The sequence below is a fragment of the Roseovarius bejariae genome, assembly GCF_009669325.1.
GTDB classification, from domain to species: domain Bacteria; phylum Pseudomonadota; class Alphaproteobacteria; order Rhodobacterales; family Rhodobacteraceae; genus Roseovarius; species Roseovarius bejariae.
In genome coordinates, this window is the sequence record NZ_SZWE01000001.1 from 471,545 (window position 1) to 490,434 (window position 18,890).

Genomic DNA, 18,890 nt, shown 5'->3' on the forward strand with positions numbered 1-18,890 from the left:
CAGCGCCCCTGACTTACCCCGCCACCACCTGCCCCTGGTCCAGCTTCACCACCCGGTCCATCCGCGCGGCCAGTTCAAGGTTGTGGGTGGCGATCAGCGCCGACAGCCCGGTATCGCGCACCAACCCCACCAGCGCCTCGAACACCCGCTCCGAGGTGGCCGGGTCCAAATTCCCCGTCGGCTCATCGGCCAGCAACAGCCGCGGCTCATTGGCCAGCGCCCGGCAAAAGGCCACCCGCTGCTGCTCGCCGCCCGACATGGCCGAGGGGCGATGCCCCGCCCGCTCACCGATACCGACACGGGCCAGCAGTTCCTCGGCCCGCAGCCGTGCCTCGGCCTTCGGCATCCCGTTGGCCAGTTGCGGCAATACGATGTTCTCTTCCGCCGTGAACTCGGGCAACAGATGGTGAAACTGGTAGACAAACCCCACCTCCCGCCGCCGCGCAATGGTCCGCCGCCGGTCCGACAGCCCGGTGAAATCCACGCCCCCGATGGAAACCGTCCCCGCGTCCGGCGTATCCAGAAGCCCCGCGATATGCAAAAGCGTCGACTTGCCCGCGCCCGAGGGCGCCACCAAGGCGACCATTTCACCCTTGCGCACCTGCAAATCCACGTCCTGCAAAACGCGCACCTCGGCCTCGCGCCCCTTGTTATAGGTCTTGGAAACCCCCTCCAGCGCCAACATCACCTCACTCATAGCGCAGCGCCTCCACCGGGTTCATCCGCGCCGCCCGGCGCGCGGGGAAAATCGTCACGACAAAGGACAGGCCCAAAGACAGAACCACCGCCGAGACCACATCGGCAAACTGCAACTGCGCCGGCAAATGGTAAATCCCCCGGATCGACGGGTCCCAGACCTGCCCGCCCATCATCACGTTCACGAAACTGAAGATCGGGTCGATGTAGATGGCAAAAAGGCAGCCAAGGATCACCCCGAACACCGTGCCGATGATCCCGGTAAAGGCCCCGCAAATGAAAAACACCCGCAAAACCGATCCTTCGGTCAATCCCATGGTGCGCAGGATGCCAATATCGCGGCCCTTGTTCTTGACCAGCATGATCAAACCGCTGGTGATATTCATCGCCGCGATCAACACGAGGATCGACAGGATGATGAACATCACGTTGTCCTCCACCTCCAAGGCGCGCAAAAACCCGCCGCTGGCATCCTTCCACGTCCAGACCTGCGACCGATCCCCGGCGGCCCGCATCAGATCAAGGGTCATCTCCTCCACCCGGTCCGGGTCGGCCACCATAACCTCCAGCTCGTCCGCCCGCCCCTCGCGGTTGAAAAAGCTCTGCGCCTCACCGAAGGGCAGGTACACCCGCACCCGGTCGATGTCATAGCGCCCGGCGGTAAAGACATAGACCACCTCATAGGCATTGACCCGTGGACTGGTACCAAAGGCCGTCTTCACCCCGTTGGGCGAAATCAGCTTGATCTTGTCGCCAAGGCTCACGCCCAGTTCCCGTGCCACGCCCGAGCCGATGGCCACGCCCTCGGCGAACCGTTCGATATCGCCCTGCGCGGTCTCGGGGTCGGCCACGCGCGGAATGGTCTTGAGGTCCGCGGGCTTGATGCCGAACACCTGCACCCCCGCGTTGCGGCTGCGGGCATTGGCCATGACCTGCCCTTTCACCAAGGGGGCAACCCGCTTCACGCCGTCCACCTTGCGCACCTGCGCGGCCATGGCATCGTAATCCTCGATCGTCCGGTCGACACGGCCTGTCTGCCCATCCACCTGGCCGCTGTTGTAAACCGTCACATGCGCATTCGACCCAAGGATCGTATCCACGAACTCCGCCCGAAACCCCGACCGCACCGCCAGCGTGGCAATCAGCGCGAAAACCGCCAATGTAATGCCAATCAGGCTGATCCACGTCATCACGCTCACGCCACCCTCGGCGCGCTTGGCACGCAGGTAACGCCATGCGATCATCCACTCGAAAGGGGCAAAGGGGGCTGGGCTGCTCGGCACTGGGAAAAACCTCGGGGTTTGTTTTGCGCAGACAGTGATCTGTAACATGATCCGGGTCAAGGTCAGCCCACCCCGACCCGCGCAACAATCCACCGAATGAAACTGGGGAATCATCGAAATGCCTGCCGCCGCCCTGATCCTTCTGTACCTTGCGCTTGCCCTCGCCCCCCTCGGGCTTGCCTGGGCGCAAGGCCTGCCCCCGCGCGGCCCATGGGACGAACTGGCCAGCGGGCTGGGCCTTGTGGCGCTTGCCATGATTCTGCTGGAGTTCCTGCAACTTGGCCGCTTCCGCACCACCACCGCAAAGGTCGGCAGCGACGTGGTGATGCGCGCCCATCAACTTCTGGCCCGCGTGGCCCTTGGTGCGGCCCTGCTGCACCCCTTTCTCTATACTGCCCCGATGAAACAGGCCCCCGTCTGGGACACCACCCGCCAAACCGCGATTGACGCCTCTTGGTCCGGCCTCTGGCCCGGCATCGCCGCATGGCTTTTGCTTGGCGCACTGGTGGCCTCCGGCATCGGGCGCGACGCCCTTGGCATCCGTTACCAGACATGGCGCGCCCTGCATGGGCTTGGTGCGGTTCTGGTGGCGGGCGGCGGCACGCTCCACGCCCTGCGCGCAGGGCGCTACAGCGCCGATCCCGCGCTGGCCGCCCTTTGGCTGGCATTCCTCGCTCTCGCCCTTGGCGCGCTCCTCTGGGTCTATGTCATCTCGCCACTCAAACAATTGCGCCACCCCTTCCGGGTGGCCTCCGTCACCCGCGCCGCCGAGCGCACATGGCGGCTTCGTCTTGCGCCCGACAGCCGCCGCCCCTTCCGCTACCGCGCCGGGCAATTCGCATGGCTCACCATCAGGCATCCTGTCTGGTCGCTCAACGACAATCCCTTTTCCATCGCTTCCGCCCCGGCCCAAGACGACGGGCTAGAGTTCATCATCAAGGAGTTGGGCGATTCCACCTCGCGTCTGGGGCAACTTCAGCCCGGCACGCGTGTTTGGGTTGATGGCCCACACGGCCACCTCACACTTGACGCCCACCAAGAGGCCCCCGGCGTGGCCCTCATCGCGGGGGGCGTCGGTATCGCCCCGCTTCTGGGCCTGCTGCGTGAATTGACGGCCACCGATGATCCGCGCCCAACCACCCTGCTCTATGGCAATCGGGTACAGGAACAGATCGTGGCGCGCGACGAGTTGGACCGCCTCACCGAAACCCATGGCACCGAAATCGTCCATATCCTCTCCGAGCCGCCCAAGGGCTGGACCGGCCCCACCGGCCAGATCGACGCGGCCCTCCTGCGCGCCCATTTCGGCACACCCAATCATCGCGATTGGCTCTATGTCCTCTGCGGCCCGCCTGCGATGATCGAAGCGGTCGAATCCACCCTCATCGACATGGGCGTGCCCGCCTCCCACATCCTGTCCGAGTTGTTCCGCTATGATTAAGTTTCTGGAAAGAACCCCAAGCGCACGGCGCATTAAACTCACGGTCATTTTCATGACCGTGGTGTTAACACTCGCTCTGTTTGGGTTTGTTATGCGTGGGGTGATCTAAAAGTTTCGTACGACTCGTACGATCCCCCAAGCGGCAGAGCCGATTTTCGTACGAAACTCGCGTACAAAGCGTACGACTCGTACGAAACTCAGGCTTCCGCCGCCTGTGGGCGCTCTTTGCGCCGAAACACCCGGCCCAAACCCGCCATCAGACCCACCAAAAGACCATAGCCTGCCACGAAGCCAACCCCGGCAAAGCCAAGGCCCTCCGGGGTCACCGGCACTGCTGGCTTGAAATCACCCCATGCGGCGCGCGCCACATCCGCATCGGAAAAATACAGCGGATTCAATGCCTTTTGGATGTTCGTTGATCCTTTCAAAGCGGCTAAATCCGCGCTCAACCGCGCATGTCTTTCCAAAACCTGCCCCATGGATTGCGCCCGCGCCTGCGCCATCCGACTGCCAAGCGCCAGTTCCGCAAGGGCCGCGTCACGGCTCAACCCAAGGCTCTCGGCGTCTGCATCGAACTGCACCACGACGCCCGAAAGCTCATCCACGGCACCTGAAAGACGCTGTGTATATTGTTGAGAATACTCAGGAAATTGGGACAGGCCAGCCGCACAAGCCAGCCCGCCGGTCACGGCGATCACCCTGAAAATCATCTGCTCTGCCTCTTATTTTTTCAGGCAGTATACAGCATTTACATCCAGGTGTGGAACGACCGTTTCGCCATCGGTTCGACCATGCCCGCGCCGTGATGGACGTGATAGATTTTGGCAATCTTTTCAACGGCTTGCTCGGGCGGCAATTCTTCGCTCGTGCCCGTCCGGCGGCAGGTCAGCTCAACCACACCGTTCTTCAATCCACGCGGCCCAACAGTGATCCGCCACGGCAACCCGATCAGGTCCATGGAGGCAAACTTGCCCCCGGCCCGTTCATCGCGGTCATCGTAAAGCGGCTCAAGCCCAAGCGCCTCGACCGATCTGTAGAGGGCTTCACAGGCCGCGTCCGCCTCGCTATCCCCTTGTTTTAGATTGACAATCCCCACGTGGAAGGGCGTCACGCCCTCGGGCCAGATGATGCCCTTGTCGTCATGGCTGGCCTCGATGATCGCGCCCACAAGGCGGCTCACGCCGATCCCGTGGCTGCCCATATGCACCGGCACCGGCTTGCCATCCTTGCCCTGCACCGTCGCCCCCATGGGTTCGGAATACTTGGTGCCGAAATAGAAGATCTGCCCAACCTCGATCCCGCGTGCCGACCGCTGCCGCTCTTGCGGGATTTCGTTGAACAGGGCCTCGTCGTGGGTCTCGTCCGTGCGCGCATAACGGGACGTGAATTCTTCAAGGATTTCCTGACATTGCGCGACGTTGTTATAGTCGATTTCGCGCTCGCCAAAGCGCAAATCGGTGATCTCGCTATCGTAGAACACCTCCGATTCACCGGTCTCGGCCAACACTAGGAATTCATGGGTATAGTCCCCCCCGATCGGCCCGCCATCCGCGCGCATCGGGATCGCCTGAAGGCCCATCCGCTCATAGGTGCGCAGGTAGCTCACCAAGTGGCGGTTATAGGCGTGAAGCGCATCTTCTTTCGTCAAATCAAAGTTGTAGCCGTCTTTCATAAAGAACTCACGGCCCCGCATCACCCCGAACCGGGGCCGGATTTCATCGCGGAACTTCCACTGAATGTGGTACAGCGTCAGCGGCAAATCCTTGTAACTGCCTACGTGCGAACGGAAAATATCGGTGATCAATTCTTCGTTCGTCGGCCCATAAAGCATATCGCGCCCGTGCCGGTCGGTGATACGCAGCATCTCTTCGCCGTAATCGTCATAACGCCCGCTCTCACGCCACAGGTCCGCCGATTGCAGGGTCGGCATCAGCATCGGGATATGGCCCGCGCGCACCTGCTCCTCGTGCACGATATTTTCCAGCTTTCTCAACACCTTGAAGCCCAAAGGCAGCCACGAGTAAATCCCCGCGCTGGCCTGCTTGATCATTCCGGCGCGCAGCATCAGGCGGTGGCTGGCGATCTGGGCCTCGGCCGGGTTCTCTTTCAGAACGGGCAGGAAATAACGGGACAGGCGCATCGGGCATACCTCACGGCAATTGGCGTTTTTCCCCGTTTATGGCCTATGACGCGCGCATACAAGTCGCAGAACCACCCTTTCCTGCATGCGCCTCTTGAAAGCCCTGCCCCCATGGGCGATGTAGATCACAGGGATCAGGGCGAGCAGTATGGCATTACCAGTTGCGACACAAATGAGATACTGGGGCATCGCATCGGCGGTGTTCCTTGTGACCCTGTGGTTTCTGGGCGATGTCATCCTGCCGTTCGTCCTTGGCGGCGCGATTGCCTATTTTCTTGATCCTGTGGCCGACCGCCTTGAAAAAGCCGGGTGCAGCCGCGCCGTTGCTGTCAGCATCATCACCTTGATTGCATTGATGATTTTCGTGGTCATGGCGCTACTGGTGGTCCCGACGCTGATCGAACAAACGCTTTCCCTGATCAATACCGCGCCGCAACTTTTCAACGATCTGCACAGTTTCCTGACGGACCGTTTCCCACAGTTGATCGATCAGAACTCGACCCTACGGAAGTCGCTTATCGTGGTCGGCGAGACAATCCGCGACCGGGGCGGACAGGTTTTGGATACCGTGCTCGGCTCTGCCGCATCCCTGATCAACATCATCGTTTTGTTTGTCATCGTCCCGGTCGTCGCGTTTTATCTTCTGTACGACTGGGATCGCATGGTGGCCAATGTCGATGACATGCTGCCACGCGATCATGCCCCCGTGATCCGCGATCTGGCAAGCCAGATCGACGAGACCCTCGCCAGCTTCATTCGCGGCATGGGGACGGTTTGCTTGATCCTTGGGACATATTACGCCGTTGCCCTGATGCTTGTTGGCCTGCAATTCGGCCTTGTCGTGGGGTTCATTGCCGGGCTGATCACCTTCATCCCCTACGTGGGGGCCGTCGTGGGCGGTGCATTGGCCATCGGCCTTGCCCTGTTCCAGTTCTGGGGGGATTGGCTGTCGATCGGTCTTGTTGCCGGTATCTTCGTTCTGGGCCAGATCGCCGAGGGCAATTTCCTGACCCCGAAACTCGTTGGCCATTCCGTGGGCCTGCACCCGGTCTGGCTTATCTTTGCCCTGTCAGTCTTTGGCGCGCTTTTTGGCTTTGTCGGCATGCTTGTTGCCGTCCCCGTCGCCGCCGCCATCGGGGTTCTCGCCCGCTTCGCCATCGGGCAGTACAAGGACAGCCGCCTTTATCGCGGACTGGACAGCCGGGACACCGAATAATGCCTGAGCAACTGAGCTTTGACCTCCCGGTACGCGAAGCACTGGGGCGCGATGATTTCTTCGTCTCTCCCGCCAATGCCGAGGCCGTGGCGATGACCGAGGGGTGGGAAGGCTGGCCGTCTCGCAAGCTGATCCTCATCGGGCCGCGTGGCGCGGGCAAGACACATCTGGCGCATGTCTGGGCCAGCCTGTCCGGGGCGCGCATCCTGCAAGCCACGCAGTTGGGCGCGGCCGACATTCCCGATCTTGCCACCGGGCCGGTGGCCGTCGAGGATGCCGAAACCATTGCCGGAGACCGCGCACTTGAAGACAAGCTGTTTCACCTGCACAATCTCACACTGGCCGAGGGCAACAGCCTTCTTTTAACGGCAAGCAAGCCCGCGAATCTGTGGTCTCTGTCCCTTCCTGACCTGGCAAGCCGCATGCAGGGCACCCCCTATACCACGCTGCACGAACCCGACGATTCCCTGTTGGCCGCGGTTTTGATGAAACTCATGGCCGACCGTCAGTTATCTCCGTCACCAAGCGTTCTGACATACCTGACACGCCGCATTGACCGGTCCTTCGAGGCCGCACGCGATGTCGTTGACCGGTTGGATGCTATAGCCCTTGCTACGGGCCGGCCCATCAACCGTGCCCTTGCGGCAAAGGTGCTGGACAAGCGCGACGGGTGACGGCACACTTCGTCACCTTTCCGTTACATGCCAAAGCCATAAGGCCCACATGACACATGCTGATTTCCTAAAATCCCCGTTTCCAGATGCCATCGAGATGCCCGAGGTGACCGCGGATGTCCCGGGCCGGTTCTATAATCGAGAACTCAGTTGGCTGGGGTTCAACTGGCGCGTTCTCGAAGAGGCACGTGATGGCCGCATTCCCCTTCTGGAGCGCCTGCGTTTTCTCTCGATCTCGGCCACCAATCTGGACGAATTTTACAACGTACGCGTCGCTGGCCTGCGCGAACTGGCCCATGCGGGAAACACAACGCCAGCCGCAGATGGCCTGACCCCGGCGGAACAACTCGTCCTGATCAACGAAAACGCCCGTAGGCTGCTCAAATCGCAACAGGACACTTACGAGATCTTGCGCGGCGAGATGGAGGCAAACGACATCGAGATTCTGGATCTCGACCACCTGACCGAATCCGACCGCACATATCTGGCCGATGTGTTCCTGACCAAGGTGTTTCCGGTTCTTTCTCCTCTGGCAATCGATCCGGCGCATCCCTTCCCCTTCATTCCGAACCTTGGTTATTCGCTGGCCCTGCAATTCGAACGCAAATCGGACAAGCGCCCGCTTCAGGCCCTGTTGCCCATTCCGCAGCAGATCGACCGCTTCGTCACCCTGCCAGCCCCCGAGGGCAAGCATCGGTTCCTGCCTCTCGAAGAACTTCTCCTGCTGCATCTCGACAGCCTATTCCCGGGCTACAAGTACAAAGGGCATTGCGCGTTCCGCGTCCTGCGGGATAGCGATCTTGAGGTCGAGGAAGAAGCCGAGGATCTGGTACGGGAATTCGAGGTGGCACTCAAACGTCGCCGCCGGGGTGAAGTGGTGCGCATGAAAATCTCCTCGGGCTCGCCCGAGGCCCTGCGCCGGGTGATCATGGACGAATTGCATGTCACTCCCGACGAGGTTGTCGAGGTCGATGGCATGATCGGTCTGGCTGATCTCAAGGAATTGGTGATCGACGCGCGGCCCGATCTTCTCTGGACGTCCTTCACACCGCGGGTCCCCGAGCGGGTGCAGGATCACGATGGCGATATGTTCGCGGCGATCCGGCAGAAGGACATGCTGTTGCACCACCCCTACGAGACCTTCGACATGGTGGTAAGGTTCCTGGCCCAGGCGGCGCGAGATCCGAACGTGGTGGCGATCAAGCAAACGCTGTATCGCACCTCCAAGGATAGTCCCATCGTCAGCGCCCTGTGCGAAGCCGCCGAAGATGGTAAATCCGTCACGGCGCTTGTCGAGCTCAAGGCGCGGTTCGACGAAGCCGCAAACATCCGCCAGTCCCGGCGGCTGGAGCGCGCGGGTGCGCATGTGGTTTATGGCTTCCTCGATCTCAAAACCCACGCCAAGATCTCCACCGTGGTTCGTCGCGAGGGGGATCAGTTGGTCACCTATACCCATTACGGCACCGGCAACTACCACCCGATCACCGCCAAGATTTATACCGACCTCAGCTTCTTCACCTGCGATGCCAAGCTGGGGCGCGATGCGACCAAGGTGATGAACTATCTCTCGGGCTATGCCCAACCCGAGAAGCTGGAGAACCTTGCCATTTCACCGATCACCCTCAAGCCCCGCCTGCTTGAAATGATCGACAAGGAAATCGAACACGCCCAATCCGGCAAACCCGCCGCCATCTGGGCCAAGATGAACGCGCTGATCGAGCCCGATGTGATCGACGCGCTTTACAAGGCCAGCCAGGCCGGTGTGCAAATCAGCCTGGTGGTGCGCGGCATCTGTGGATTGCGCCCCGGCATCAAGGGCCTGTCCGAAAACATCCGGGTGAAATCCATCGTCGGTCGGTTCCTGGAACACTCGCGCATTGTCTGTTTCGGCAATGGCGCGGGTCTGCCTTCGAAAAAGGCGCGGGTCTACATCAGCTCCGCCGACTGGATGGGCCGCAACCTGAACCGCCGTGTCGAAACGCTGGTTGAGATTGAAAACCCCACCGTCAAAGCCCAGATCGTAAGCCAGATCATGGCCGCAAATATGGCCGATGTCGCACAAAGCTGGGTCATGGCGCCTGATGGCAGTTTCACGCGGCTACCTGTCCCGGAAGGTGAGTTTGCCTTCAATTGCCACCGGTTCTTCATGGAAAACCCGTCATTGTCGGGCCGCGGCTCTGCCGGGGCCTCGGATGTGCCCAAGCTGACCCATACCGAGGATTGACCCTTAGACGGGGCTGTCGCATACAAAGCACAGGAACCAGCCGAGTGGACCATGGACGGCGCAAGCGACTCCACACAAGATGATGGTGGCCCATTCGGTCGCCCCCTCTTTGACAAACCCTCGGCCCGCGCGCTTAGCCGCGTGGGTGTCGTGGATGTTGGATCAAACTCGGTGCGTCTTGTGGTCTTCGATGGTGCGGCCCGCAGTCCGGCTTATTTCTACAACGAAAAGATCATGTGTGCGCTTGGCGCGGGCATGTCCGAAACCGGGCGGCTGAACCCCGAGGGCCGCAAGCGTGCACTCAGCGCGCTGAAACGGTTCAGGCTCTTGGGCGAAGGGATGGGGACCGGCCCGCTTGTCGCCGTGGCCACGGCGGCCGTGCGCGAGGCCGAGGACGGACTGGATTTCCGTGCCGAAGTCGAGGCCGAAACCGGCATCCGCCTTTGGGTCATCGACGGCAAGGAAGAAGCCCGGCTTTCGGCACAGGGCGTGCTATTGGGCTGGCCCGGGTCGTACGGTTTGGTCTGCGATATCGGCGGGTCCTCGATGGAACTGGCCGAAATCGACGGAGGCGAGGTTGGCAAACGCATGTCATCTTCGCTTGGACCGCTCAAATTGCGTGACCTCAAGGGCGGCAAGAAAGTCCGAAAGAAAGTTATTCGTGAGACCGTGGCCGAGATGCAAGACGCGCTCGGAGAGCAGAAAAACCGCCTGTTCCTTGTAGGCGGGTCATGGCGGGCCATTGCCAAGGTCGATATGGAACGGCGCGAGTATCCCCTTCACGTTCTGCACGAATACCGGATGACGCCCAAATCGGTCCGCGAAACGGCAAAGTACATCCAAAAGCAAGATATCGAAGAGCTTCGAAATCGCGCGGGCGTCTCCTCGGCGCGGATGGCGCTTGTGCCCTATGCCATCGAAGTCCTGCGCGAGGTGGTCAAAACCTTCAAGCCCCGCGACATCGCGGTTTCGAGCTATGGTATCCGGGAAGGCCTGCTTTACGAGCAAATGCCGCAGCAGTTGCGCGACCGCGACCCATTGATCGAGGCCTGCCGCTTTGCCGAGGCCAAGGATTCCCGCGTGCCGGGCTTTGGCAAAGTCGTCTATGAATTCATTCAGCCGATCTTCCGGTCCGCCAAGCCCGACCGCCGCCGCATCATAAAGGCGGCCTGCCTGCTGCATGACGTATCCTGGCGCGCGCATCCCGATTACCGCGCCGAGGATTGCTTTGACAACGCTACCCGGGCCAATCTGGGCGGTCTGAAACATTCCGAACGCGTATATCTGGGCCTTGCCCTGCTGCACCGCTATTCCAACAAGCGTGAAGGCACCCGGTTTGAGGACCTGACCGACCTGATCGATGACAAAAGCGCCAAGGAGGCCGAGGTTCTGGGAAAGGCCCTTCGCTTTACGGCGATGCTATGGCTCAAGGAAGATGCCAAACTGGGCGAAATGCGGTGGTATCCGAAGAAGAGAAAACTGGAATTGCGGCTATCCAAAGAAGCGGCGCCGCTATTTGGCGAGGTCGCTGAATCCCGCTTCATGTCCTTGGCAGAAGCGCTTGAAGCCGAAGCCATAGTTAAAACCGCACGCGGCTGATCCCGCCGATCAAATCTCGATTTCACCGTCGTCCAAAGGCGCCTTATCCATTTCTTCCGGCGTCTTCTTGCGTAGGATGATATCACCGTTGGGCAGCATCTCGGGCGGATGGTATGCGGAGAAATCATCGATCTGTTTCATCAACTCGGCAAAAGCCGGTCCCATCTCATCGACAAACCGCCTCAGTTCCGGGCCCATCCGCTCGGCCAGACCTTCGAGGTCTTTCATGGCCGGTTCCATTTCACGCATGATGCCTTCGAAAAACATCTGCGCGCCACGCTCCATGAGGGTCAGACCATCATCGGTATCCCCCTCCTGCGCGGCAAGCGGGGCCGCCAACGTGATGGCAACGGCAAAAGCAACAACCTGTTTCATGCCCAAGATATAGGGACATCCATTCAGAGTTTTAAGTCGGCAGCTCAACATCCATGGTCACCGGGAAATGATCGGACGCCGTGATGAGGGCATCGCGCAACTCGGGCACCTTCCAGCACCCGGGATCGTCGAACGGGTGCCAGATACGCCAATCCGGGCCCTTCGCGGCCAGATCGGGCGATACCATGATATAATCCAAGAGCGCCTGAAGATAGCGTTTTTCGGAGGACAGGTAGAACCGTGCCGTGGTGTTCATCGCCCCGATCTTGCGCGTGAGCGCCCGGCGCGCATGCGGATCATAAAGCAGGTGCCCCTCATCACCGCCTTCGCCGGTTATGATTTCGACCGAGGACCGCCCGAAAAGATGCTCGTACTCATCAAGGCCGGGACCATCGTTCAGATCCCCCATGACGATCATCGGCTCCCCGGCCTCCAGGTGCTGTTCCACCCGGTGCCGCAGCCAAACGGCCTGTGCCTGTTGTTTTCGGCGGTTCGCAATGGCCATGCGCATGATCTCGTCATGGGTCCGCGCCCCGTGCGGTGCCTTGGATTTCAGGTGCGCGCCGATCATGCGGAAGGCAAAGCCACCCGAGGTGGTACAGGCCAATTCCAGCGGTGGTTTCGAAAACTCCACAAGGTCATGACTGTCGTCGATATCCAGATCGATCCGAAACACGCCATCAAAGCGCGGGGCCTGCGCCGATCCCTTCTTGCCCGTTGGTTCCCCTTTTGGATCATGCGCGCAGGTCAGCACGTCAGGGTCATACATCAGGGCGATTTCCTGCTGCGTATGGTTTTCAAACCCCACCACGGCCCGGCGCGCCCGCAAATTCATGAATCGCGCGAAATTCTCAAGCGCGGGCACCGTGGCGCGTTTGCCATTGTGATCGGGGGCTTCGATGACCATGATTGCATCGGCATCCAAGGCGGTCAGGACAATACCGATCGCCGTTATCTGATCCTGCCGGGTAATGTTGTAACGGCTCGACCATTCCCCATCGACAAGCATGTTGCCGTCATCATCGAACAACGAATTGAACCATTCGATGTTATAGGTGGCGATCCGCATCCCCGGCCTCCTTGCTGATTTCCTCCCACGCGCGGTTGAGGTCGACCACCCGTTTCTCGGCCATTTTCACGGCCTCCTGCGGCACACCTCGGGCGATCATCGCATCCGGATGGCTATCGCGCACCTGCCGACGCCACGCTTTGCGGACCTCCTCCAGTGGCGTACGCGGATCAACGCCCAGAACCGCGTAAGGGTCGGGCTTCGCATCCGGCACGAAGCGGCTTCTCAACCGTTTGAAATCCCCATCCGGCAACCCGAAAATCTGGGCCACACGGCGCAAGAAAGCATCCTCGTTGGGGTGATAGGTGCCATCGGCCATGGCAATATGAAACAGCCCCTCCATCAAATCGCACAATGTACCATCCTGATCGCCGAACATGCGCTTGATCCGCGTGGCATAATCTTCGAAGCCCGCCACATCCTGTCGGGCAAGGTTAAAAACCCGCGCCGCTCCGGCCTCGTCATCGCGGGCAATCTGGAACACCTCGCGAAAGGCCGTGACCTCGTCGCGCGTTACTAGGCCATCGGCCTTGGCCATCTTGGCGCTCAGGGCAATCACTGCAATCGTGAACGCCACGCTACGCTCGGGCGGCGTGCGCAAACGGTCAAAGACCGCACTCAGCCCCTCGCCCTTGGTCAGGGCCGAGACAGCCTCGGTTATCCGGGTCCAAATAGACATTTCTTGAACCTATCCAAGTTGCGAATGAATGTCAGTGCGCGCTCAAAGAAGTTTTTGCAACAGGATCAAGTCCATCCATCGCCCGAACTTCCACCCGACCTGCGGCAGGACAGCCACTTGGGCGTACCCCATCCGCTCGTGAAAGGCGATACCGCCCGGGTTTTCACCGCTCACGCCGGCAATCATGGAATGGAAACCCGCCTCACGGGCATGATCTTCAAGCGCCTGCATCAAGAGCCGCCCGATACCGCGCCCGCGCGTCCCCGGGGATAGAATGATGGTATGCTCGCCCGTCCGGGCATAGCCGACACCGCCCCGGAACTGACCATAGGATGCAAAGCCCATAAGCCCGCCCTCCTCGGCCAACAGAAAAGCGTGACGCGACGATATCTCTGCGCTCAATCCCTCGACAGTCTTCTGGGTACTGTTGAAGGTGATTGCCGTGTCGCGGATGACCGGGTTCCAAAGCGCGGCAATCGCCTCGGCATCTTCGGGCTGTGCCTGCCGAATGATCATGTGAGGACCCGCAGGCCCGAGGGCGTCATGATCTCCGCTCTCAAGCCCGGCGCACCGACCTCAAAAACCATGCGCATATCTGATAAAACAGGTGCCAATTGGTCCGATAGTGCCCCCGCCTCGGGATGCGCCACGACCAACCGCTGCAACCGACAGCCCGACGCGGCCAAACGCGCCGCCGGATGCGCGGCACAATCCCACTGCATCAGCGCCGGAAAACAATTGTCGAATGGAAGCCGCCCGTCGCGCGGCACCGCCATCCGCCAATTCAAATCGCCACGCGAAAGGGCCACTTGCGTGCCGGTCTCAGGAAAGCGCGCCACCATGGCCTCCAGGTCATCGCTTCGACAAATCCAATTGCCAAGCCGCGGCGCGCCCTGCATCCGGTCAAGATCGAACCATCGGGTTACACCCGGGTCCGGGGCCTTCGGGTCGATCGCGATCACCTCAAGATAAAGGCCATCCTCCAACCCCAGAAGCAGGTTATGAGTGCCGAAATACGGATGCCGCCCGCCGGGCTGCAAAGCCACGCCAAGCCCCTCTTCCACTGCCGCGCGACCCTCGTCCAGATCGCACGCCACCACGGCCAGATGATCAAGCTCTAACATGCCGTCCCCTTTTTAACGGCCAACAGCTTATCCAAGCCACCACAGGTCACAACCCTAATGCGCTTTTAGTGACAACAAATATCCTGAGGGCGGGTTGACCCCCAAAAGGGATTCAACCCGGAAAGGGTAAAGCCCCCCTCAAAAGCAAATCAGGCCCGCGCCTCACGGATCAGGCGCAGAATATCCTGCGCCGCTTCGGGAATGTTCGTCCCCGGCCCGAATATCGCCTTCACCCCGGCATTTTTCAGGAAGTCATAATCCTGCTGCGGGATGACACCACCACAGATCACGATGATATCGCCCGCGTCCTTGGCCTTCAGCGCCTCGATCAACTGCGGCGCCAACGTCTTGTGACCCGCCGCCTGACTGGAAATGCCAATGACGTGCACATCGTTGTCGATGGCATCCTGTGCAGCCTCGTCGGGTGTCTGGAACAATGGCCCCACATCCACGTCGAACCCGATATCGGCAAAGGCCGTGGCAATCACCTTAGCGCCCCTGTCGTGCCCGTCCTGACCCATTTTGACCACCAGCATCCGCGGGCGTCGTCCTTCGGCCTCGGCAAAGTCATCAACCGATTTCTGGATCGCGGCAAAGCCTTCGTCGCCTTCGTAGGCTGCGCCATAGACCCCGGCCAGCGTTTTCACTTCGGCGCGGTGACGCCCGAATTCCTTTTCCATCGCCATGCTGATCTCTCCCACCGATGCGCGCTGACGGGCAGCGTCCACCGCCGCCTCCAGAAGATTACCGCCCTCTTTGGCGCGGCGTGTGACCTCGTCCAAGGCCCCCTGACAGGCGGCCTCGTCCCGCTCGGCGCGGATTTTCTCAAGCCGCGCGATCTGGCTGTCGCGCACGGCGCTATTGTCGATGTCCAGAAGGTCGATCGGGTCTTCGCTGTCGCGGCGGTACTTGTTGACCCCGACAATCACCTCGTCGCCGCGGTCGATCATCGCCTGACGGGTAGCCGCCGATTCCTCGATCCGCAGTTTGGGCATGCCCGAGGCCACGGCCTTGGTCATACCGCCCATCTCCTCGACCTCTTCCATCAACTCCCAGGCTTTCTCGGCCAGATCGGCGGTCAGCTTTTCAACGTAGTAAGAGCCGGCCAGCGGATCGACCACATTGGTCACACCGGTCTCTTCCTGCAAGATAAGCTGCGTGTTCCGGGCAATCCGGGCACTGAAATCGGTGGGCAGGGCCATGGCCTCGTCCAAGGCATTGGTATGCAGCGATTGCGTCCCGCCCAGAACCGCGCTCATCGCCTCATAGGCGGTGCGGATCACGTTGTTATAGGGGTCTTGTTCCTGCAAGCTCACGCCGCTGGTCTGACAGTGGGTGCGCAGCATCTTCGACTTGTCGCTTTGCGCGCCGAATTCGGTCATCACCCGGTGCCACAACAGGCGCGCGGCCCGCAGCTTGGCCGCCTCCATGAAGAAATTCATACCGATGGCAAAGAAGAAGGACAGGCGCGGCGCGAATTTGTCCACATCCATTCCCGCCTCGATCGCGGCGCGCACATATTCGCGACCGTCAGCCAGGGTATAGGCCAGTTCCTGCACAAGGTTCGCGCCCGCCTCCTGCATGTGATAGCCCGAGATCGAGATCGAGTTGAAGCGCGGCATCTCGTTCGAGGTGTACTCGATAATATCCGACACGATCCGCATCGAGGGTTCGGGCGGGTAGATATAGGTGTTGCGAACCATGAACTCCTTGAGGATGTCGTTCTGGATCGTGCCCGACAGGTCCGCGCGGCTCACGCCCTGCTCTTCGCCCGCAACGATGTAATTCGCCAAAATCGGAATCACCGCACCGTTCATCGTCATCGACACGCTGACCTTTTCCAGCGGGATACCATCAAACAGGATCTTCATGTCCTCGACACTGTCGATGGCCACACCGGCCTTGCCCACATCGCCCACCACGCGCGGGTGGTCGCTGTCATAGCCTCGGTGCGTCGCCAGATCGAAGGCCACGGAAACCCCCTGTTGACCCGCCGCCAGGTTGCGGCGGTAGAAGGCATTGGACTCCTCCGCAGTTGAAAACCCCGCGTATTGACGGATCGTCCAAGGGCGCCCAGCATACATCGTGGCACGCGGCCCACGCGTGAAAGGCGCCTGCCCGGGGATCGAGCCAAGATGATCGAGCCCTTCGACATCCTCCTCGGTGTAAACCGGGTCTATGTCGATTCCTTCAAGGGTTTTCCACGTCAACTCCTCGACGGCGCGGCCCCTGAGTTCTTTCTCGGCGATGCTACGCCATTCGTCTTTCTTCGATGCCATTTTCATGTCCTCTTGTCGTCTGGTCGGCGCGCGGTGTTTGCCCCGCTGTCACCGGACCGGTTTCCTCGATCAAAGTCGCCAATCCATCCGCCCCGTCGCACAGCCAAAACAGATCGTCCTGGTAGGCTTCCTGAAGGGTGGCAATCTGGTCTTTCGTGAAGGGCATCCAGCGACCCTCGCCTTCTGGAAGGCGGTCCGGGTCAAGCCCCCTGTCCCGCAGGATCTGGCGCAGTTGCGCCAACCTCGGAGATTGGTTCATCCATTCGCGCGCATGTTTGTCCGGCAAACCGGTTAGTCCCGTCATTCGAGCGAGTCGATCATCTGATCTGCCACCGAAAACCTCATAAGGCATCACCGTCAGCGGTGATCCCGGCACGGCACAAGCGACATCTTCGATCACCTCGCGCCAATGGCGGGACTCGTCCGCAATTCCTGTCAAATCATGCGCCCGCGGCAAGCGGTGCCCCCTCGCCACGCCAAACGCCAGCGACGAGGCCCAAAGCATGTCGTGTTGACGTACGGACAGGACGACCCGTGTTTTCGCACCGGAAAAGACATATGCAAACCGGGCCATGCGTTGCCCGGCATCCGCATAAAGGCGCAGATCGCGCAGGTTACGTCGTGGCGCGCCCAGCATGTTTTCATCGCTGACAACCAAATAACGCAAACCTCGGGCCGCAGCCTTGTCCAGTTGAACCGAAACCCTACCTTTTGCGCGATCCAGTTGGGCTTGTGCAGGTCCCGCCCCCGCCACAGGCATAACGCCCCGAAACAATCCGGCACGCGTGCGCCGGGGTCCCCAAAATCCGATACCACGGGCCAGAAGGCTCTCTGAATTTTCGCGCATATAATGCTGAAAACAGGTCGTTGCCGTCCTATGGGCGCCGATATGCAAGATCACATCCATTGTTTCACGGGCCTTTCGCCGATCTGCCGCGTTGTGCGGTCTTCTGACAAACTGTCCCGCACAGGATGGGCGTCGAAACCTGACGAAGCGATTAACGGTAAAATTTTCCCGGTCACGAGGCCATTCAACCTTCGCAATTCGGCCCTGTCCCCCTATATCTTGGCGGACAGGAGAGTGCATGAAACGTATATTAGCCCTTGTTTTCGTGATGTTTTCGCCCGTAGTCGCCTGCGCACAGGACGATAGCGCGCCATCACAATCAGTGCCGCCCGACATCATCTTGCCGGGCGAAACGGCAGATTTGAGCGAATTTCTCTGGATAAAGCGGCCACTCATTGTCTTCGCAGATAGCCCTGCCGACCCACGGTATACACTGCAAATGGAGTACCTGACCGAACGGTTGGAGGATCTGGATGAACGGGACATCGTCGTTCTTACCGATACCGACCCCAGTGCCGACAGCGCGCTGCGCGAAAGGCTGCATCCACGCGGATTCATGCTGGTACTTATTGGCAAGGATGGCACCATATACCTGCGCAAACCGCTGCCTTGGGATGTTCGCGAAATCTCGCGCGTGATCGACAAGATGCCGATGCGCCAACAGGAAATGCGCGACAGGCGTGGCGGAAGTTGAATAGCCCTGACCATCATGCCTGCGCCCCGCGCGCCACGACCAAAAGGCGGTTGCGCCGATCCACAAGCATCAACAGCCCGCTTTTCACGTCATAGGCCACCATGTTGCCAACGCCATCAAGCGCGTGGCGAAAAGCGGTTTCGATGGTGGCGTCCATGCAAGCGCGCGCCTCAAGGCCCGCACGGCGCATCTGCATTCCCCTTGCGCGTTCGACATTCATCACGGTTACGAATGCAGCATCCGGGCTGTGCCCCCGGTCCTTTAACAATGCCAAGTCTTCCCGCGCCAAGAGTGCAAGCATCTCACCCACTCCATTCGCGACGGGCATTGCCGCCTTGACCTGATCGTCGGCGAGGCGAAACACGCCCGCCACGCAGGGCCTGCGGGCTTCATATGCGACGGTGTCACGAAGTGAAAAATACTGCCCCAGCCGGTCGCGCATGGCAGGCTCATCCTCGGGGCCGCAGCCCGCGACCAACCCCGCCGAGGCCACTGCCAAGATCGGCAAAAGCCCCCCGCCCGGGATATGGTCACAGGCCGCAAGCATGGC

The 18,890-nt window shown here is 60.6% G+C and carries 18 protein-coding genes; 6 read left to right on the forward strand and 12 right to left on the reverse strand.

Annotation, left to right across the window (positions count from 1 at the left end; genetic code table 11):
* Positions 1-13: 13 nt before the first annotated feature.
* Together FDP25_RS02305 and FDP25_RS02310 are read right to left on the reverse strand one after the other, a co-directional pair.
* The gene (locus FDP25_RS02305; protein WP_154148555.1) at positions 14-697 is read right to left on the reverse strand and encodes an ABC transporter ATP-binding protein; all 684 of its coding nucleotides are present in this window, start codon (positions 695-697) and stop codon (positions 14-16) included.
* On the reverse strand, positions 690-1,940 hold the full coding sequence (locus FDP25_RS02310; protein ID WP_172982731.1) for a lipoprotein-releasing ABC transporter permease subunit: 1,251 nt from the start codon (positions 1,938-1,940) through the stop codon (positions 690-692). The genes FDP25_RS02305 and FDP25_RS02310 overlap by 8 nt, the downstream gene beginning before the upstream one ends.
* 157 nt (positions 1,941-2,097) lie before the next feature.
* On the opposite strand from FDP25_RS02310, the gene FDP25_RS02315 reads away from it, so the two are divergent.
* Complete coding sequence (locus FDP25_RS02315) at positions 2,098-3,420, forward strand: ferredoxin reductase family protein (RefSeq protein WP_154148557.1); 1,323 nt, start codon at positions 2,098-2,100, stop codon at positions 3,418-3,420.
* 197 nt (positions 3,421-3,617) lie between these two features.
* On the opposite strand, the gene FDP25_RS02320 is transcribed toward FDP25_RS02315, so the two are convergent.
* Positions 3,618-4,130 (reverse strand): DUF2937 family protein, encoded by a 513-nt coding sequence (locus FDP25_RS02320; RefSeq protein ID WP_154148558.1) that lies wholly within the window; start codon positions 4,128-4,130, stop codon positions 3,618-3,620.
* Between the two features lie 38 nt (positions 4,131-4,168).
* On the reverse strand, positions 4,169-5,560 hold the full coding sequence (proS, locus tag FDP25_RS02325) for a proline--tRNA ligase (RefSeq protein ID WP_154148559.1): 1,392 nt from the start codon (positions 5,558-5,560) through the stop codon (positions 4,169-4,171).
* A gap of 148 nt (positions 5,561-5,708) precedes the next feature.
* On the opposite strand from proS, the gene FDP25_RS02330 reads away from it, so the two are divergent.
* Genes FDP25_RS02330 through FDP25_RS02345 form a run of 4 tightly spaced genes read left to right on the forward strand, consistent with a single transcriptional unit; the run spans position 5,709 to position 11,273 of the window.
* Positions 5,709-6,776: an AI-2E family transporter gene (locus FDP25_RS02330; protein ID WP_154148560.1), complete on the forward strand. Its 1,068-nt coding sequence runs from the start codon at positions 5,709-5,711 to the stop codon at positions 6,774-6,776.
* Positions 6,776-7,450, forward strand: coding sequence for a P-loop NTPase family protein (locus tag FDP25_RS02335; protein WP_154148561.1), 675 nt, complete (start codon positions 6,776-6,778; stop codon positions 7,448-7,450). Before FDP25_RS02330 ends, FDP25_RS02335 begins: the two co-directional genes overlap by 1 nt.
* Positions 7,451-7,499: 49 nt before the next feature.
* Positions 7,500-9,674: an RNA degradosome polyphosphate kinase gene (locus FDP25_RS02340; protein WP_154148562.1), complete on the forward strand. Its 2,175-nt coding sequence runs from the start codon at positions 7,500-7,502 to the stop codon at positions 9,672-9,674.
* A gap of 51 nt (positions 9,675-9,725) precedes the next feature.
* Positions 9,726-11,273 (forward strand): Ppx/GppA family phosphatase, encoded by a 1,548-nt coding sequence (locus tag FDP25_RS02345; protein WP_154148563.1) that lies wholly within the window; start codon positions 9,726-9,728, stop codon positions 11,271-11,273.
* A gap of 9 nt (positions 11,274-11,282) precedes the next feature.
* Here the strand turns inward: FDP25_RS02345 and FDP25_RS02350 are convergent, their stop codons facing one another.
* The 7 genes from FDP25_RS02350 to FDP25_RS02380 form a co-directional block, all read right to left on the reverse strand.
* Positions 11,283-11,648 carry a hypothetical protein gene (locus tag FDP25_RS02350; RefSeq protein WP_154148564.1) on the reverse strand — a complete coding sequence of 122 codons (366 nt, stop codon included), beginning with the start codon at positions 11,646-11,648 and terminating at the stop codon, positions 11,283-11,285.
* Positions 11,649-11,679: 31 nt separating this feature from the next.
* Positions 11,680-12,717, reverse strand: coding sequence for an endonuclease/exonuclease/phosphatase family protein (locus FDP25_RS02355; RefSeq protein WP_154148565.1), 1,038 nt, complete (start codon positions 12,715-12,717; stop codon positions 11,680-11,682).
* Positions 12,698-13,396, reverse strand: a complete 699-nt coding sequence (locus tag FDP25_RS02360; RefSeq protein WP_154148566.1) for a molecular chaperone DjiA — start codon at positions 13,394-13,396, stop codon at positions 12,698-12,700. Before FDP25_RS02360 ends, FDP25_RS02355 begins: the two co-directional genes overlap by 20 nt.
* Positions 13,397-13,438: 42 nt before the next feature.
* The gene (locus FDP25_RS02365; protein ID WP_154148567.1) at positions 13,439-13,912 is read right to left on the reverse strand and encodes a GNAT family N-acetyltransferase; all 474 of its coding nucleotides are present in this window, start codon (positions 13,910-13,912) and stop codon (positions 13,439-13,441) included.
* Positions 13,909-14,520: a VOC family protein gene (locus FDP25_RS02370; protein ID WP_154148568.1), complete on the reverse strand. Its 612-nt coding sequence runs from the start codon at positions 14,518-14,520 to the stop codon at positions 13,909-13,911. The genes FDP25_RS02365 and FDP25_RS02370 overlap by 4 nt, the downstream gene beginning before the upstream one ends.
* A gap of 149 nt (positions 14,521-14,669) precedes the next feature.
* On the reverse strand, positions 14,670-16,799 hold the full coding sequence (gene scpA, locus FDP25_RS02375) for a methylmalonyl-CoA mutase (protein WP_154148569.1): 2,130 nt from the start codon (positions 16,797-16,799) through the stop codon (positions 14,670-14,672).
* Positions 16,771-18,042: a hypothetical protein gene (locus tag FDP25_RS02380; protein ID WP_343032073.1), complete on the reverse strand. Its 1,272-nt coding sequence runs from the start codon at positions 18,040-18,042 to the stop codon at positions 16,771-16,773. The genes scpA and FDP25_RS02380 overlap by 29 nt, the downstream gene beginning before the upstream one ends.
* Here FDP25_RS02380 and FDP25_RS02385 point away from each other — a divergent pair.
* The gene (locus FDP25_RS02385) at positions 17,969-18,340 is read left to right on the forward strand and encodes a DUF4174 domain-containing protein (protein ID WP_343032062.1); all 372 of its coding nucleotides are present in this window, start codon (positions 17,969-17,971) and stop codon (positions 18,338-18,340) included. The genes FDP25_RS02380 and FDP25_RS02385 overlap by 74 nt on opposite strands.
* A gap of 13 nt (positions 18,341-18,353) precedes the next feature.
* Here FDP25_RS02385 and FDP25_RS02390 read toward each other — a convergent pair whose 3' ends face one another.
* A complete protein-coding gene (locus FDP25_RS02390; protein WP_154148575.1) occupies positions 18,354-18,887 on the reverse strand; it encodes a hypothetical protein in 534 nt (177 codons plus the stop codon).
* Positions 18,888-18,890 lie beyond the last annotated feature (3 nt).